General features: G+C 49.0%; 13 protein-coding genes. 8 read left to right on the forward strand and 5 right to left on the reverse strand.

Annotated elements, in window-relative coordinates:
- The first annotated feature begins 77 nt into the window (after nt 1–77).
- The 5 genes from Q8L79_RS07500 to tusC all read left to right on the forward strand — a co-directional run bounded on the left by Q8L79_RS07500 (nt 78) and on the right by tusC (nt 2,099).
- The gene (locus tag Q8L79_RS07500) at nt 78–539 is read left to right on the forward strand and encodes a hypothetical protein (protein ID WP_305269722.1); all 462 of its coding nucleotides are present in this window, start codon (nt 78–80) and stop codon (nt 537–539) included.
- Nucleotides 540–830: 291 nt separating this feature from the next.
- On the forward strand, nt 831–1,061 hold the full coding sequence (locus Q8L79_RS07505) for a type II toxin-antitoxin system HicB family antitoxin (RefSeq protein ID WP_292432799.1): 231 nt from the start codon (nt 831–833) through the stop codon (nt 1,059–1,061).
- Nucleotides 1,062–1,286, forward strand: coding sequence for a type II toxin-antitoxin system HicA family toxin (locus tag Q8L79_RS07510; RefSeq protein WP_305269728.1), 225 nt, complete (start codon nt 1,062–1,064; stop codon nt 1,284–1,286).
- A 62-nt stretch (nt 1,287–1,348) separates the two neighbouring features.
- Nucleotides 1,349–1,738, forward strand: coding sequence for a sulfurtransferase complex subunit TusD (gene tusD / locus Q8L79_RS07515; RefSeq protein ID WP_305269730.1), 390 nt, complete (start codon nt 1,349–1,351; stop codon nt 1,736–1,738).
- Between the two features lie 4 nt (nt 1,739–1,742).
- Complete coding sequence (gene tusC, locus Q8L79_RS07520) at nt 1,743–2,099, forward strand: sulfurtransferase complex subunit TusC (RefSeq protein WP_305269732.1); 357 nt, start codon at nt 1,743–1,745, stop codon at nt 2,097–2,099.
- 159 nt (nt 2,100–2,258) lie between these two features.
- On the opposite strand, the gene ettA is transcribed toward tusC, so the two are convergent.
- From ettA to Q8L79_RS07540, 4 genes are all read right to left on the reverse strand, one after another.
- Nucleotides 2,259–3,926 carry an energy-dependent translational throttle protein EttA gene (gene ettA / locus Q8L79_RS07525; protein WP_305269733.1) on the reverse strand — a complete coding sequence of 556 codons (1,668 nt, stop codon included), beginning with the start codon at nt 3,924–3,926 and terminating at the stop codon, nt 2,259–2,261.
- An 887-nt stretch (nt 3,927–4,813) separates the two neighbouring features.
- On the reverse strand, nt 4,814–8,515 hold the full coding sequence (locus tag Q8L79_RS07530) for a pyridine nucleotide-disulfide oxidoreductase (RefSeq protein WP_305269735.1): 3,702 nt from the start codon (nt 8,513–8,515) through the stop codon (nt 4,814–4,816).
- Between the two features lie 201 nt (nt 8,516–8,716).
- Entirely contained in the window at nt 8,717–9,604 is an 888-nt protein-coding gene (gene rsgA / locus Q8L79_RS07535; RefSeq protein ID WP_305269737.1) for a ribosome small subunit-dependent GTPase A, read from the reverse strand.
- Complete coding sequence (locus Q8L79_RS07540) at nt 9,604–10,854, reverse strand: M48 family metallopeptidase (protein ID WP_305269739.1); 1,251 nt, start codon at nt 10,852–10,854, stop codon at nt 9,604–9,606. Before Q8L79_RS07540 ends, rsgA begins: the two co-directional genes overlap by 1 nt.
- Before the next feature lie 88 nt (nt 10,855–10,942).
- Between Q8L79_RS07540 and orn the strand changes: the two genes are divergently transcribed.
- From orn to serS, 3 genes are all read left to right on the forward strand, one after another.
- The gene (orn, locus tag Q8L79_RS07545) at nt 10,943–11,488 is read left to right on the forward strand and encodes an oligoribonuclease (protein ID WP_305269741.1); all 546 of its coding nucleotides are present in this window, start codon (nt 10,943–10,945) and stop codon (nt 11,486–11,488) included.
- Between the two features lie 3 nt (nt 11,489–11,491).
- On the forward strand, nt 11,492–12,199 hold the full coding sequence (gene crcB / locus Q8L79_RS07550; protein ID WP_305269743.1) for a fluoride efflux transporter CrcB: 708 nt from the start codon (nt 11,492–11,494) through the stop codon (nt 12,197–12,199).
- Nucleotides 12,200–12,303: 104 nt separating this feature from the next.
- Nucleotides 12,304–13,575, forward strand: coding sequence for a serine--tRNA ligase (serS, locus tag Q8L79_RS07555; RefSeq protein WP_305269744.1), 1,272 nt, complete (start codon nt 12,304–12,306; stop codon nt 13,573–13,575).
- Between the two features lie 177 nt (nt 13,576–13,752).
- Here serS and Q8L79_RS07560 read toward each other — a convergent pair whose 3' ends face one another.
- Nucleotides 13,753–14,022 carry a hypothetical protein gene (locus Q8L79_RS07560; protein ID WP_305269746.1) on the reverse strand — a complete coding sequence of 90 codons (270 nt, stop codon included), beginning with the start codon at nt 14,020–14,022 and terminating at the stop codon, nt 13,753–13,755.
- Between the last annotated feature and the right edge of the window lie 128 nt (nt 14,023–14,150).

The raw sequence follows: 14,150 nt of genomic DNA on the forward strand, positions 1-14,150 counted from the left end.
GTAAAATGATAAAGTATTTGCTCGATACTAACACGCCTAAAAAGATGTCTATTTGTAGTTATATTTGAGGAAGAGTAATGTCGCACAATTCAAAGGAAGAACTTGTTTATCGAACATGTGTGCTTCTAGTACAACATTTTAGAAATCTTTTAGAGGCAAGGGTCGGCGGTTTTAACTGTGGTTTTAACTCAAGAATATTTCAACACATGCTCCATTGGGAATTTGACTTTGTTGGAATAGGTCAATCTGCCGAGGTAACAAATGAATCTGGTTTTCATCCTGAGCATATTGTTCCATGTGCTGTTCTAATAAGCGAAACATGTAGGCTTATTGAAGGAAAGGTATTGAACGACACGGAAATTGCTAAATTACTTCAGAAGCATTGGAAGATCGCAAGAATAACAAAAGAACAAGCAAGGAAAATTGACTTTGGTTTAGGTTATAAGTCGACAATGCCACTAGGTTGGTGTTTTGAGTCTGGGGAAACTTTCGCGAGGCTACATGAAGCAAAAATCACTTTGGTACCTATTAGCAAATAGACAAAATATAACATCCTCATAGGCGGGGCGGGGTTTGCAACCCCGCTCCTAACGTTTTTGCGATGTCTAAGCAAAATGGTCATGCTTAACCAACGTAAAACGTTTCGGACGGGGCAACATGCCCCGTCCGGCGTGGGGTCTGGAGTTCAAGGCTTGCCTTGTACGTGTAAATCGTTCAAAGCCAGCCATGTAGGGTACGCTGTGCGTACCATCAATGCCGAACGCTGAAAGGTACGCACAGCGTACCCTACGTGACTTACAACTATATTGTTAATTACCGGAGTTTTCTGCATGGAACAAATTATTAATCTTCATATTGAAAAACTACCCGAAGGCGTTTATTTGGCTACTTCGGACGATATTTCCGGTTTGATCGCCCAAGGACGGACAATAACCGAAACCTTGGAAATTGCGCGTGACGTAGCCAAGAAGCTTCTTGAGGCGCAAGCCGAGCACCATCAACTTTCCAATCTCAAGCAAACTGAGGATTCATTCGATTATCCACTGGTTGTGGGCAGCTAAATGGGACAGTTGGGTGGTTTTTGTTATCGTGAAATCGTCAAACGATTAAAGCAGTTAGGATTTCAATTCGACAGGCAGGCCGCAGGCAGCCACGAGATTTGGTATAACTCAAGTACCAGCCGTTATACAACGATACCCAATCATCCAGGCGATATGCCGGAAGGCACTTTGCGAGCGATTTTGAAGCAAGCGGGTATTTCCGTTACCAAGTTCTTATCTCGATAGATGGGCAGCCGAATAGGCTAAGCTGCCTCTTCTATTAAGAATAATTTTAGCCATAAAACCCAATGAAATTCGCCATTCAAGTTAACACCAGCCCGTACCAGTCCAATGCCGGGTATACCGCGTATCAATTTATCAATGCCTCGTTGGCAGCCGGGCATGAAGTGTTCCGGGTGTTTTTTTATCAAGACGGCGTTTACCATGCGTTCAAATATGCGACACCGCCGGATGACGAACTCCAGTTCACCGCGCAATGGAGCGAGCTGGCAAGGCTGCATCGGATCGACTTGGTAGTATGTATTTCCGCCGCGCAACGGCGAGGCTTATTATGTAGCGATGAGGCCAAGCGGCAGGGCAAGCAGGACAATGACCTGGCCGACGGTTTCCGTATTTCCGGTTTGGGGCAGCTGGTTGAAGCCACGCTGGAAGCCGACCGTTTTATCGTATTCGGGTGAGGGCATGAAGCGTTATTTATTCGTACTGCGCAAACCGCCGCACAGCGGCGCACAGGTTCAGGAAATGCTGGATATTATTCTGACCACCGCCGCGTTTGACCAGCATGTCAGCATTTTGCTGCTGGACGATGGCGTGTTTCAGCTGAAAAACGGTCAGAATCCTGAAATCGCGGGCATGAAGGATACTTCGGCCATTTTTAAAGCGCTGGAAATCTACGATGTTAACGACATTTATACCGAAGTGGAGTCGTTACAGGAACGCGGCTTAAAGCCGGGCGATCTGTGTTTGCCGGTGCAGGAGTTTTACCGGAAAGATATAGCCGGATTGATGAAACGGTTTGATGTGGTGTTTGCGGGATAGGGGTTTTAGCCGATATTTTAATTCACCACGAAGGCACGAAGAACACGAAGAAAAGCTAAGATAAAAAACTTCATGCTCTCGGCAATTGCTCCTGCATTGCTCTACCTCCTGCATCCTTGCAGTCGTTCGTGACCTTCGTGGTGTTATTTTTTAAACTTCTTATCCAGTCAGCTTCTTATACTTCAACCGATGAGGGTTATCCGCATCGCTACCCAAGCGGCGATGGCGGTCGGCTTCGTAATCTTCATAGTTGCCTTCAAACCAGACCACGTTACTGTCGCCTTCAAACGCCAGCATATGCGTGGCGATCCGATCCAGAAACCAGCGATCATGCGAAATAACCACGGCGCAACCGGGGAATGCGAGCAGCGCTTCTTCCAACGCGCGCAGGGTTTCAACGTCCAGATCGTTGGTCGGCTCATCGAGCAACAGCACGTTGCCGCCGGTTTTAAGCAGCTTGGCTAAATGCACACGGTTGCGTTCGCCGCCGGAAAGATCGCCGATACGTTTTCCCTGATCTGCGCCTTTAAAGTTAAAACGACCGACGTAAGCGCGGGACGGTGTTTCATATTTGCCGACGGTAATCAAATCCAGCCCGTCGGAAATTTCATCGAACACGGTTTTTTTCGGATCCAGGTCATCGCGCAACTGATCGACATAAGCGAGTTGAACGGTTTGCCCCAATGTTAGGGTGCCCGAATCGGGCTTGTCGACACCGGCCATCATCCGGAACAGCGTAGTTTTACCCGCGCCGTTCGGGCCGATAATGCCGACGATGCCGCCGGGCGGCAGTTTAAAACTCAAGCCGTTGAATAACAGCTTGTCGCCGAAAGCCTTGCTGATGTTGTCGGCTTCAATGACTACGTCGCCCAAACGAGGTCCGGGTGGAATATAAATTTCCTGGGTCTCGTTGCGTTTTTGCACGTCGGTTGACGACAATTCATCAAAACGGGCCAAACGGGCCTTGCTTTTGGCATGGCGGCCTTTGGGGTTGGAGCGCACCCATTCCAACTCTTCTTTCATGGCTTTTTGGCGGGAAGATTCCTGTTTCTCTTCCTGCAACAGACGGTTGCTCTTTTGCTCTAACCAGCTGGAGTAATTGCCTTCCCACGGAATGCCGGAGCCTCTGTCCAGTTCCAGAATCCAGCCGGCCACATTATCCAGGAAATAGCGATCATGGGTGACCGCAACTACGGTTCCGGGATAACCGTGCAGGAACCGTTCCAGCCAGGCGACCGATTCCGCATCCAAATGGTTGGTCGGTTCATCCAATAATAGCATGTCGGGGTTGGACAGCAATAACCGGCATAATGCCACGCGGCGTTTTTCACCGCCCGATAAGGTGGTGACATTCGCATCCCAATCCGGCAGTCGCAACGCGTCGGCGGCGACTTCGAGCTTGCGATCCAGATTATGGCCGTCGCAGGCGTTGACGATGTCTTCCAGACGCGCCTGATCGGCGGCTAACTTGTCAAAATCGGCATCGGGCAACGCGTAAGCGGCATAGACCGCATCAAGCTGTTCCAGAACCGCCTTGATTTCAGCGACTGCCTCTTCGACATTACCGCGCACGGTTTTATTGGGATCGAGTTGCGGCTCTTGCGGCAGATAGCCGATTTTAATGCCTTTGAGCGGGATAGCCTCGCCTTCAATCTCCTTATCGATGCCCGCCATGATTCGCAGCAGCGTCGATTTGCCTGAGCCGTTTAGACCCAGTACGCCGATTTTTGCGCCGGGGAAAAAAGACAGCGAGATGTCCTTGAGAATGTATTTTTTGGGCGGGACAATTTTACCGACCCGGTTCATTGAGTATATGTATTGCGCCATAGTGTTTAGTTCATCAGTTTAAGTGTTGATAGAGGGTACCAGAAGTAGTCGCCATAGGCACAGCTTTTGCTCCTCGGCAACGGCTCCCTGCGTTGCTCTACCTCCTGCGTTCATGTAATCGCGCTTACGCTAAGTACCTGCATCCTGTAGGTACTTAGGGATGATGGCTATTATTCCACGTTATTTAGCAATTTTTAAGCGTTGATGATGGGCGGGGCGAATTTTGTGCAGTTAATTCCTCAGGTAAAGATTGGACGGATTAACGTGATGAGCCAAGGCTTAACCAGTAATTGGCACTTGATCGGCAGCGAGGCAATAGTGTTTTAATAATGGCTTGCGCTTGCGGCTGGGAAGGCCAATCGGCTGGTTGCCCAATCCCACACGGATATCGGCGCATCAGGATACAGTTCTACAATGTAATTTGGGAGCTTGGCCGGGACTCGGGAGAAGGGTATTTCAGTGCCGCTTCTTTCAGGCCTTTTTTACATACCAATTGGTGGTTTTTATCAGCATTGAAGAAGATATATCCGGTGCCTGGATAATGTGTTACCGGTTGTTGCCTTTAACAGAATGTGGGCTTGCGTTTGGTTATGGGCCGCGCTTTTTTCTTACGAAATAAGGCTTCCAACAGAAGTCTTTTAGCGTCGGTCAAATTGACTTTATTTGATGGCCGGCATGACTGAACTTCGCTGAACGAAAGTCAACATTCATACCTGAGGTTAAAACAATATTCTATCGCTTCGGCTCAGCATAACTGACGATAAGAATATTTCATTATAAGACTACCCATGCACGCCTACTTATTGATTTTTAATGTATATGTCATTAAGTTGGCGCGTATGGGTATTATATCCACGTCCGGCTTTGAGGTGCCGTGATTATGGCTTCTAATTCCGGCGCTGTTTCTCCAGCAAATAATCCAGCCAAAGATTAGACAGCTTTTCCTGCACGGTATTTTGCCGCAGTCGGGCATTCAGATGCGGGAAATCAACTTTATCCAAATCTTGATCCTGGTTGTAGCAGGAATACACAAAGTATTCCTTACCGGTATTGGCATCGACATGTTTGCATAAACACTGGGCGCAAATACCTTTCATCATGCACTGCATCGGCGAGTTGATGGAGCCGATTGCATGATGCGCTTTATTTAAATAAGGTTTTAGAACGTCGAAACGTGCGCTTTTTACCGCTGCCATCATACGATCAGAGCCGATCACGATCAGATGATCGACATCCGCCAGTGAAATGGGCTGTTCACCTAAATCGCCGTGAGCATAAGCCAGCATGCATTCAAGGATATTGCCGACGAAGGTCTTGTCTTGCGGACGAGTCGGGGCGATGGCAGTGACGCCTTCGCCTTTATCAACCGACCAGACAATAATATCTGCGGCGGCTTCAACATCCTCGACTTTAAACCGGTCTTGCGCGTATTTGTAACCGGCAAAATAAATCACCCGATTTCCGGCTGCTCTTAATGCTTTGCCGATGGAGAAAAGCACTGCATTACCCAATCCGCCGCCGAGCAACAACACGGTTTTGCCGGTCGGTATATCGGTCGGGGTGCCGGTTACGCCCATGATCACCAGCGGATCGCCGACTTTCCAGGTTGCGCACAACCTCGAAGATGAACCCATTTCCAGTGCGATCAGGGAGATCGTGCCTTTTTCCTTGTCGACTTCCGCGCCGGTCAGCGCCAAGCCTTCGGCGGCCAATACCGTACCTTCGACGACAGGCGCAAAGGCTTCGTAGTTTTGTACACGGTAAAATTGTCCGGGATGGAATTTTTCCGCTGCCATCGGCGCTTTGACCACGACTTCAATAATCGTCGGCGTCAGGCGGTTAATGGCTACGATAGTGGCTTTAAACGCGTCGTCCAACCGGGCAAACAAGGCTTTTAATGCAGTGTCGCGTTCCGGTTGTTGCGCAGGATTCAATCCGGCCAATTCCTGCTCAAACAGTTTGACCACGTATGGATAGCCGTTTTTGGCGCTGGCCATGGCTTTAACCACGTTGCCGGCATAAACCGGATGGTTGTCACCGTAAAAGCTGATGAATTTGCCGTCTTTTTGATAAGACGTCAGCGGCGCGGGTTTGCCGAGTTTGGGCATGGCGTCATCGTGCATCGGCACTAAGTCGACTGAATCGTTGGTCCATTCTGGCTGATAGCGTTGGAAAAACCATTTATCCATCACGAAAGTATCAGGGTATTCGCTTTGATAAATAGTGTTCGGCGATGTACCCGCCGCAACGTATAAGCTGCGTAACGGCACATTAACGGTCTGCCCCGAGTTGCTCCAGCGTCCGTCTTCCAGTGCCAGTTTTTCGAATTCTACCGCGTTTAAATGCCCGTATTCGTCAGCTTGTGCGCCGAGCGGACTCATGCCTTCGGCCAAGGCGATGCCTTCTTCCAGCGCTTTAGCGATTTCTTCATGGTTTTGGCGATAAGCGGGCGCATCGTGTATGCCTTTACGATAAAACAGCGTGACGCCGCCCCACGCTTCTACCAGCGGTTGGAAGTCGGGCTGTTCATCTTCCGCTTCGGCACGTTGGCGTTCGGCATGTATGGCTTTGCCGTGCGCCAGGAATTCATCAAGTATGATGGTTTCTTCCTGGTCGTAACGACCGCGAACGGATTGCTCGCCGTATGCGTTAACCAGCGTTTCATAACGATGCAGGATTTTTTCGACCTGTACCGGATAATACGCCATCAATTCGGTTGCGGTATCCATGGCGGTCAAGCCGCCGCCGATAACGCCGGCAGGCAAACGCACCTGCAAATTTGCCAGCGAAGAAGCCTTGGCTGCCCCCGTCAATTGCAACGCCATCAGGAAATCCGAGGCTTTGCGTATGCCGCGCATCAGATTGTTTTTCATATCGATAACCGTCGGCTTACCGGCGCCTGAGGCAATGCAGATATGGTCGAAGCCCATGCTCCATGCGTCTTCAATCGTAATCGTGCCGCCAAAACGCACGCCGCCGTAAGAGCGAAACGCTTCGCGTCTTTGCAAGGTCAGGTAAATGACTTTCAGGAAGTTCTTATCCCAGCGCACGGTAATGCCGTATTCGGCCACGCCGCCGAAACCGGCCAGGATGCGTTTGTCCAAATCTTCGTACAGATCTTGAAAGTTGACAATCGGCGCAGGCAGGTTGTTGCTGTCGCCAGTTAGTTCTACCGGCAACGGTTCCAGTTTTAAGCCGTCGATACCGGCAACGCCAAAACCTTCGTTCAACAAGTAATGGCTCATCGTGTAACCGGCGGGTCCTAAACCGACCACCAGCGCATTTTTGCCGTTGTAAGGCAGCATGTACGGACGCTTGACGTTTAACGGATTCCAGCGAGTCAGCAAGCTGTATATTTCAAAGCCGTAAGGCATGAACAATACGTCGGTCAGTACGCTGGTTTCAATTTGCGGAATATCGACGGGATCGGTTTTTTGATAGATACAACCTTTCATGCACTCGTTGCAAATACGATGCCCGGTGCCCGGACACATCGGATTGTCGATGACAATAATCGCCAACGCGCCGATATTGTCGCCGTTGCGTTTAACCAGATGCATTTCCGATATTTTTTCATCCAGCGGGCAACCGATGGTGGTCACGCCCAGCGGATCAACCTTGAAAGTATTGGTTTTTTTGTTGCGCATGCCCTTGGAGCATGAATCGGTATCGCGCTCATGACAGTAAATGCAATGATTGACTTCGGACAATACCTGGCGTTCATTAAAACGCGGGTCGGTTAGCTTGAAACCATCTCGGCGACGACGGTGTTCCTGCTCGCCCATCCACGCCTTAAATTCGCCGCGATCGACAAGCTCATGCTCAACCAGTTGATCGAAGTCGCGTTTTTCCGGGAGCTTAAAACTGGGCCAGTTAGCAACTACATCGTTATCCTGCTGGGCGACAAAACTCCAGCGCAGCACGACATCCATCAGGCCGTTGATAAATTCGGCGGGATCCTGCAAGCTGATGATGTCGTTAAATTCGGTTGCCGCTTCTTCGTGTGCGGCGAGTTTGGCGCGCAATGTTTCTGCGACCAAGTCGGCATTTTCGTAATCGCTGTCTTTGCCTTTGGCAATCAGTTTGTAATGGCTGTACAACAGTCCAATAACAGCGCCGACCCGCGCAACGCGGTGTTCGGGATCATCATCTTGGTTGGCTTCAGGGAAGCCTGCGTCAATCAGCAGGTCAAAACGATTCAGGATCGCGGGAATAGCCCAATCGCCGGCATCCTGGCCTTTAAAGAAGAAAGCCAGCTTATCGACTATTTCATTTTTAAAGATAAAAATGGTGTCAATCTCGTCCTTGATTTTTGCGCCTTGCGCCTGATGTTGCTCGGAAATATTAAAAATCCTGGCGACAAACTGACCGACATAAGGTCCCATGCGCACCAGCAAATCTGAAATAGTCTCCGGTGACACACCTTCACCCTGATTCTGGCGGTAAGCTTTGAATTCATTGTGCAGCTGCGAATCATGGCGTTCAACCGAAGCATCAAACACATCCAGCAGCTCTTTCAGACGCGCAGAATCATATAAATCGGGATAGTTAAAGCCGGGGATGCCTAGGGTAAGATTGTGTTGTTCCATAGTTCTCGTGTTTGATTAGATCGTTTGTTCATACAGACTGCATAAAAAACCGCTTTATCTGTACTTAAAAGGTTACCGAAAAGACTAACAAAACCGTATATTGTAAGTAGATATGACTTTGTTTGCCACAGATAATCTTTGTTGCATGACAGATTACGGCAAGTTCCCAGTCTGCAAGTAATTCTTCTGGCTGAATTTCTATCAGACATACGTCGTCGGCATCTTCTCTCTAAGTTTTAAAAACCGCTGATACCGCGTCATTGAAATATCGCCGTTTTCCGCCGCCACACGCACCGCACACCCCTTATCAACCAGATGACGGCAGTTCTTAAATTGGCATTGTTCAATCAAGGGCTGAAATTCACGATAACCGTACGCCAGTTGTTGCTCGGATAGACCGGCCAGTCCGAAAATGGCAACGCCGGGGCTGTCGATTAAATCGCCGCCTTGGTCCATATGGTAGAGCGTTGCTGCGGTGGTCGTATGTCGTCCGTGTTTGGTGGTTTCCGAGATAGTGTTGGTTTTCAGATCCTTGTCGGGAATGATCGCATTGGTTAACGATGATTTACCGACGCCGGACTGTCCCGCCAAAATACTGACCTGATCTTTTAAGGCCCGCTTTAACTCATCCAGTCCCGATGCCGCTGTGGCGCTGACCCGGTACAGTGCGTAACCCAGATGGGTATAGTCCAGCAGTTCTTGTTCAATACCGGCCGATTGCAACAGATCGGTTTTATTCAGCACTAACGCCGCATCTATATTGCGATTCTCACAAATAGCCAGGTACTGGTCTATCAGTAAAAAATCGCAATAAGGTTCGACAGCAAAGACGACAAAGACGGTGTCGATATTGGCTGCAACCGGACGCGTTTTGCCGTTTCTGGATGGACGCATCAATAACGAACGCCGGGGCAGGATTTCCTCTATGCGTCCTTGATCGGGCGAAGATTGCGTCCATAAGACCCTATCGCCCACTGCGACGGTTTCAAGCCGTCGCAGTGTTTGGCAAAGCACAATCTTTCCGTCATGTTCAACCGCAATGCCCTGACCTAAATGGGAGATGACCAGTCCTTCAATTAAATCAGCCATCACGCAGGGCGTATTTGGGATTCTAAATTGGCAATACGAATAGCCGCAGGCGGATGGCTATAATGGAAAGCCGAATACAAAGGATCGGGCGTTAAGGTGCTGGCGTTTTCTTCAAACAGTTTGACCAGGGCGCTGATCAACTTTTCGGCTTTTGCATTAGTTGAGGCAAAATTATCGGCTTCAAATTCAAATTTGCGCTGAAAGTAGGCGATGATCGGCTGGATGAAAAACGTAAATGACGATGATACCAGCATGAACAGCAACAGGGCGGCGGCATGCGAGGGCTGCTCTACGCCCAGTCCGTTATAGAACCATTGCTGATCGATCAGCCAGCCTAAAACCGCAAAACTGACCAGGGTCATAACGGCATTGGCGATCAGCATTTTAATAGTGTGCTTGCACTTGAAATGTCCCAGTTCGTGAGCCAGGATCGCTTCCAGTTCTTCATCGTCCAAGGAATTGACTAAGGTGTCGAAAAACACAATGCGCTTGTTGTTGCCAAGGCCGGTAAAGTAGGCATTGCCGTGGCCTGAGCGCTTGGAACCGTCCATGATAAATATGCCTTGGCTGCTAAAGCCGCAACGGGCAAGCAAGCCTTGAATCCGGTCTTTTAACGAACCTTCTTCCATCGGAGTGAATTTATTGAATAACGGCGCAATCACGGTCGGGTAAAGCCAGCTCATCAGCAGCGAAAAGCTGATCAGTATGCCCCAAGCCCATAACCACCACAGTGAACCTATACTATCCATAACCCACAGGATTAAAGCCAGCAAAGGCATGCCGATAGCGGCGACTAAAACCAGCTGCAGCAGTTGATCCTTGATGAATTGTTGCGGGGTGCTTTTGTTGAAACCGTACTTTTCTTCAATCACAAACGTTTGGTAGACGCTGGTCGGAATCTCTACCGCAGTCATGACCAGAAAAACACTGGCTAATGCCGCCAAACCCGCTATCAAAGGAGACTGCACAGTGGTCGCCCAAAATTCGAAAGCCCAATTAATGCCGCCGCCGATGGTTAATATTAACAGCAGCACCACACCGATTATGCTGTCTATATTGCCCAGGCTGCTTTTTTCCAGCGTGTAGTCGGCGGCTTTTTGGTGAGCTTCCAGCGAGACGGTGTTTTTAAAGGCTTCAGGCACAGCGGAGCGGTGCTTGGCAACGTAATCGGCGTGTCGTTTAGCCAGCCAAAACTGGACTGAAAAAGAGAGGGTTAGTGCGATTAAAAAGATGATGGTAAAGCTGTTCATAAGCGCGATTCTTCAAAGTTTAAGAGTTAGACGTACACATTAGCCAATGCTACACTAACCGCCACCTTCAATACAATGGAATCAATAAATGGCGCAGGACCCATCGCATCTTATCTGGGTAGACCTTGAAATGACCGGGCTCGATCCGGACAACGATTTGATCATTGAGATTGCTACGATTGTCACCGACGAAAATTTGAATATTCTGGCCCAAGGTCCGGTGCTGGCCGTGCATCAGTCCGATGCGGCATTGGCGGCAATGGACGAATGGAATCAGCATCACCACGGACAATCCGGCTTAATTAAGCGCGTCAAGGCCTCTACTGTCGATGATGCTGAAGCTGAACGGCAAACGCTTGAATTTTTAAGGCAATGGGTGCCGGAAAATACCTCGCCGATCTGCGGAAACAGCATCGGTCAGGATAGACGCTTTTTGTATCGCTACATGCCTAAACTGGAAGCGTATTTTCATTATCGTAATATCGATGTTTCAACGCTGAAAGAGCTTGCCGCCAGATGGGCTCCCCATGTCAAAGACGGCTTTAAAAAACAGTCCTCGCATCAGGCCTTGGATGATATTATCGAATCTATCGAAGAGCTGCGTTATTACCGCGAGCACTTCATTAAGTTCTAGTCTATGAATCAAATTCTTGCAGTTGCACTGGGCGGGTCGTTTGGCGCAGTGATTCGGTTCCTGGTTTCATCGGGTATTTACCAGTGGCTGGGGCGCGGGTTTCCTTATGGAACCTTAGTTGTCAACATTATCGGTTCGTTTATGCTCGGCTTGCTGACCGAATCGCTGATACTGCAACGCATCACCATCACATTCGAATACAGAGCGGCCATTTTGATCGGCTTTATCGGTGCGTTTACAACCTTCTCCACGTTTTCTCTGGAAACTTTTTATCTGATAGAGCAGGGTAATTTAACCAAGGCGGCATTGAATATATTCACCAGTATCACCGCTTGTTTATTGGCTATCTGGCTCGGTTTGCTGTGCGGCAGAGGCTTGTTTTATTATTCGGACGGTGTGATTCAATGGTCGGGCGGCATCGTCCCTTATGCGTTAATGACAATTAACGCGATATTCGCTTTTTTGATCAGTATGTTAGCGGCTATTTTGTTGCAGAAAGTGGCGATATCCGTGGAATATCGTGTCGTATTGACGGTGATTTTAGTCGGTGTTTTTTTAACCTTGTCGGGCTTATATTTGCTGCTGTATTTGGTAGAGCAGGGTTATTCATTCGACACACACTTGAATTTAATGCTGAGTACATTTGTCGGCAATAGTCTGGTTTGTATTTTAGTGATTTGGATGGGCTTACTGGTGGGCAGGCAGATTTGAGAGACGAAAGACAAAAGGCAAAGGGCTAAAGGCACATGCTTTTTTCGCCCTTTGCCTTTTGTCTTTCGTCTCATATATTTTAATTTTAAGGTAATAATTTAATCATGTTAGATCCCCGCTTATTCAGAACCGAGCTTGATTTTGTTAAGGAACAACTCAACAGACGTTCATTCGATTTTAACCCTGAGTATTACTCCGAGTTGGAATCCCGGCGCAAAGATATTCAGGTTAAAACCCAGGAATTGCAGAACGAACGCAACAGCAGCTCAAAAGCCATCGGCATCGCCAAATCCAAAGGTGAAGACGTGCAGCCGTTGTTGGATCAGGTTCAGCATTTGGGCGACGAACTGAAAGCCGCGGAAACCGAATTGTCCGACATTCAGGCCAAGATGACCGCCTTGATGGAAGGCATCCCCAACCTGCTTGATGAGAGCGTGCCGAGTGGCAAGAGCGAAGACGACAATCTCGAAATCAGCCGCTGGGGCGACATTCCGAGCTTCGATTTCGAGCCTAAAGACCATGTTGATTTAGGCGCAAAGATAGGCATGGATTTTGAGCTGGGCGCCAAAATCGCCAGCGCAAGATTTGTGGTATTGAACGGTCCGCTGGCGCGCTTGCAAAGAGCCATTATCCAGCTGATGCTCGATACGCATACCACCGAGCACGGCTACAACGAAACTTATGTGCCTTTTTTAGTTAATGCCGACAGCTTGCGCGGCACCGGCCAATTGCCCAAGTTTGAAGCCGACCTGTTCAAGGCCAGTGATGATCCTGCCTTATACCTGATTCCGACCGCCGAAGTGCCGGTCACCAACATCGTCAGGGACGTGATTATCGACGCCAAAGACCTGCCGCTTAAATTCGTCTGCCACAGCCCCTGTTTCCGTAGCGAGGCCGGTGCATACGGTCGCGATGTAAGAGGCATGATCCGTCAGCATCAATTCGAAAAAGTCGAGATCGTACAAATAGTAAAGCCGGAAGATTCAGCCCAAGCGCATGAGGATTTAACCAATCACGCAGAAGCTATCCTGAAAAAACTCAACCTGCCTTACCGCAGGATGTTGTTATGCGCAGGGGATACCGGCTTTTCATCGACCAAAACCTACGATCTGGAAGTCTGGCTGCCGGGGCAAGACACCTATCGGGAAATATCATCGTGCAGTAACTTCAAAGACTTTCAGGCGCGCCGCCTGCAAGCGCGCTGGCGCAACCCGGAAACCGGCAAACCCGAGTTGGTACATACCCTGAACGGCTCCGGTCTGGCCGCAGGCAGAACCCTGATTGCGGTGATGGAAAATTATCAGGATGCAGAAGGGCGTATTCGCATTCCTGACGCATTGCGAGCTTATATGGACGGTTTGGAAGTTATTGGGTAGTAGGATAATGGGTCTGCCGTGTGCGATAGGGAACGGTTCAAGTTCCGCCAAAGGCACGCTCAGCGCGCCTTTGGCGGAAGATCTATAAGAAGTCTGCTTAAGAGAGTGTTCTGTTTTACTGGACCATTACATCTATTGGCGGTGCGTGGTCACTGGTTCAGTTGCAAGGGATTACGACTAACTTAATAGTCCCGAATCAACCCAATCAACTTGTTTTTCTACAATCGTGTTTAACTCCAACAGCCCAAGCGAAGAGGTCATATTCAATTCTGATTCGATCTCCTTCAATCGCTCTAGCTGCGCTAATAAATCAAACAAATCCGTTTGATTGATATTCTTGATTTTCTTAGATGTCTTGATTTTCTTCATATTTAGATCAAGGCCAGCTGGTAAGCCGCTATCGCTTAATTCTGGATGCACTAAACCATAATTGATCTTGATTAGCAAGATGCTTCAGCTAGCACCGTCATACTGGCAGGGATGCCAGTATCCAGAGCCAGGGATGGTAACTTTCCGATACCGCTGTGGCCTGATTTAGGCTTGATGCCAAGCCATAGTCTCACATCCATGTGACT

This window comes from Methylobacter sp. (assembly GCF_030680395.1).
Taxonomy (GTDB): domain Bacteria; phylum Pseudomonadota; class Gammaproteobacteria; order Methylococcales; family Methylomonadaceae; genus Methylobacter_A.